Here is a 3,100-nt window from a genome sequence, read left to right as displayed (position 1 = left end):
CGACAGCCGGGCTGCCACCCTGCCCACAATCCGCGCGACAAGCCGAAACGGCCCACCGGAAGAACCGACGGACCGTCACGAAAGATCGAGGCTAGAAGGGGCTCGGGTGGTTCATTGGAGGACTGGTTCTGAACTGGCCTTCTCGGGAAGCGGTGTTGGGGTGGCCGATTACTTCGACACGCATTCGACAGGACGGGGTTGGCCGCAGGTGGTCAGGCGCGGCGCCATGCTTCGAAGAATCGCTCGCGGTCCTCTGACGTTTCGAACTTCCGCCGACCCGCCAACGCAGCTCCCACGGCCTCGGGCGGCCGGCGTCACCGCCATGACCATCAGCCGCGCGAACCAGGAAGTCCGCCCCTTCTACTACCGAGGTATCCAAACGCGCCTACCTGCGCGAGCCCCTAGAAGATCTCCACAGTTCGAGCCGATTGACAGACAAGACCTCCACTCAACCTGACAACGCCCCTGCCCTGTTGCTCAACTGCCGTGCCGCCCAGTAGTCGCTGCCGCCTGAGATGTCGCTCAGCTCACGGAGACGGCGGACGTGATGCGCGAGCCGGCCGCGGAGCCCCATGTCTCCTGACCGTGTGACGCACGCCATGGGAACCTGCCCTGCCGCGCGGACAATGCTGGACGTGGACTACTCATTGCACACCCGGATACGGGCAGGCGACCCCGAGGCGTTCCGCGAGCTCTTCCGTGACCACGCCCGACTGGTCCACCGGCACGCGGTGCGCGTGACCGGAGACTGGACCGTCGCCGAGGACATCGTCTCGCTGACCTTCTTGGAGGCATGGCGGCTGCGCGTCAAGCTGCGGGACGAAGGCGACAGCCCGCGCCCCTGGCTGATGGGCATCGCCGTGAACGTACTGCGTAACACCACCCGCGCTGCGCGCCGCCACCAGCGGGCCCTGGAGCGCCTGCCGGCCAAGGAAACGGTCCCGGACTTCGCCGACGAACTCGTCGGCCGCATAGCCGATGCCGACCAATTGGCAGCCGCCCAGCGGGTACTGAAGAAGCTGAACCGGAGCGAGCGCGAGGTCTTCACACTCTGTGTGTGGTCCGGGCTCAGCTACGCGGAGACGGCGGCCGTGCTCGGCGTCCCGGCCGGCACCGTGCGCTCCCGCCTGTCCCGCGCCCGCAGACGGCTGAGCAAGCTGGCCGACGAAGAACTGAGGAAACGCACGGAACCGCTACCGCGCAACGGACAAGTACAGGGCGGCCGCACTTCTGCGGCCCGGTCACATGAGTCGTACGGGGAGAGGTCCGAATGATCCGCAAGAAGTCTCGGCGTGAGGAGTCGCTGGACCACGCGGAGCTGGCCCGTTTGCTGCCGGCGCCGGGAGACCCGCACCTGTCGCTCGACCGTCACCTGCTTCTCGAGGAGCACCTGATGAACGAGATTCAGCGCACTGCACCCGCCCCTGCGCCGTCCCGCCGCGTGGCACGCCGTGTCCTGCTGATCGGTGTCCCGGTCACCGCCGCCGCCCTGGCCGGCGCATTCGCCTTCACCGCGCTGACCGGTTCCGGGGGCATCGACCCGGCCGCGGCCACCCCGCCCCCGGTCGAAGCACCGGTCGTCCGCATCGAGCCCGGCAGCACCGCCCAGCTCGCCTCCACCGTCGAGCACATCGCCGCCGCCGCCTCGGCCCGCAAGACGCCCGAACCCGGCCCGGGCCAGTACATCTACATCAAGAGCATGGTCTCCTACCTCTGCGTCTTGCACACCGACGAATACAAGTCCAAGACCTTGGTCCAGCCCCTGCATATCCGTGAGGTCTGGCATTCCCCCGACGGCAAGCAGGGTTGGCTGGACGAGCCCGGCTACAAGCCCAAGGGCGGCATCACCCTCGACAGCGACGTCGAGAGCAGCGTGAACGGCCCCTCCTACTACTACCTCAAGACGCTGCCCACCGACCCGGACGCCCTGCTGAAGAAGATCTACGAGGAGACCAAGGGCCAGGGAAACTCCCCGGACCAGGAGGCATTCACCACTGTCGGCGACCTGCTCAGGGAGCAGCTCGCACCGGCGAAGCTGAACGCGGCGCTGTACCGGGCCGCGGCCAAGATCCCCGGGGTTGTGGTGGTGGACCATGCCAAGGACGCTGCGGGACACGAGGGCATTGCCCTGGCCCGGGTCGACCAGCAGAGCGGCGATCGCACCGAGTGGATCTTCGACCGCAAGACGTACGCCTATCTCGGCAGCCGCGGCCTCCAGGTCAAGCAGGTTGATGACGTCAAGCCCGGCACGGTCCTCGAATCCACCGCCGTGCTGGAGCGGGCCGTCGTCGACGCCCAGAAGCAGCGCCCCGGCGCGCAAGGTACCGATGCGTGAGAACGCGAACGCCCCGCTGGGCGGTGCGTATGTTTCCACGCGATCAGGACCGGCGTGTCGAGCAGCACTCCCGTCGTCGCCGGTGTCGGTCTCGCGCTCGTGGTACAAGATCACGGGGCACGCTCTAGGACGGCCCGGGAGGGCCCTCGTGTGTGAGTACCGCATTAGGAGCGAGGTGGGGCGACCACGCTCGTGACCTGCTGATTCCTACGTTGGGGCGATGCCTGGCGAACTCCCCCGACGAACCACGGTTCCCCGTGAGTCCCCGTCCGTTCTGGCATGAGAGTGGCACGGCCTGGGGACCGTGCCATTGCCATCGTCAACTGACCTCGGACGGCCCAGAGACAGTCCCGCGCCTGCTCGCCCCCAAGGCGCGAAAGTCTAGGGCTGGCTGCCGTACGTCGTACGGGGCCTCTCGACGCCAGACACGTCGCCACTCCCGGGCAAGAAATGCGCCAGCTGCGAGAAACAGGAGCGATCCGGGCCAAGTGATGTGGGGCAGCTCGATGAATGTGGAAATTGGGGCGGCCACCCAGCCGCAAGACACCAAGGCGAGCACTACGATGCGGCCGGCCCGCCCAGGGAACCTGGACACATCCGCCATGCCATCCTCCACGGGTTGATTCTCAAACTGCGAGCGGCAGTGTACGTGTGGTCGGCGGAGTCTCAACCCGGATCCACCGGCTGACGTTTGTGGACAACTTCTCCGGGAACGAGGAAGAGCCTTGTGACCTGCGATGATGGGAGTTCTTGAGGCTTCCAGCA

Annotated in this window: 2 protein-coding genes; both read left to right on the top strand. The window is 67.0% G+C overall.

Going from position 1 to position 3,100, the window contains the following annotated elements; translation table 11 throughout:
* Window positions 1-626: 626 nt before the first annotated feature.
* On the top strand, window positions 627-1,274 hold the full coding sequence (locus ACFYR3_RS45620; protein ID WP_389288326.1) for an RNA polymerase sigma factor: 648 nt from the start codon (window positions 627-629) through the stop codon (window positions 1,272-1,274).
* Window positions 1,271-2,335 (top strand): CU044_5270 family protein, encoded by a 1,065-nt coding sequence (locus ACFYR3_RS45615; protein ID WP_389288325.1) that lies wholly within the window; start codon window positions 1,271-1,273, stop codon window positions 2,333-2,335. Before ACFYR3_RS45620 ends, ACFYR3_RS45615 begins: the two co-directional genes overlap by 4 nt.
* Window positions 2,336-3,100 lie beyond the last annotated feature (765 nt).

Origin of the sequence: Streptomyces sp. NPDC005784, from assembly GCF_042871525.1 — a bacterium.
GTDB lineage: Bacteria > Actinomycetota > Actinomycetes > Streptomycetales > Streptomycetaceae > Streptomyces.
The sequence above is the reverse complement of the archived record's forward strand: the minus strand, read 5'-3'. Positions and strand labels throughout refer to the sequence as shown.

What these genes read in the sequence shown, in the direction of transcription:
- ACFYR3_RS45615 (WP_389288325.1), top strand. Translation starts at nt 1,271, where the DNA reads ATGATCCGCAAGAAGTCTCGGCGTGAGGAGTCGCTGGACCACGCGGAG.
- ACFYR3_RS45620 (WP_389288326.1), top strand. Translation starts at nt 627, where the DNA reads ATGCTGGACGTGGACTACTCATTGCACACCCGGATACGGGCAGGCGAC.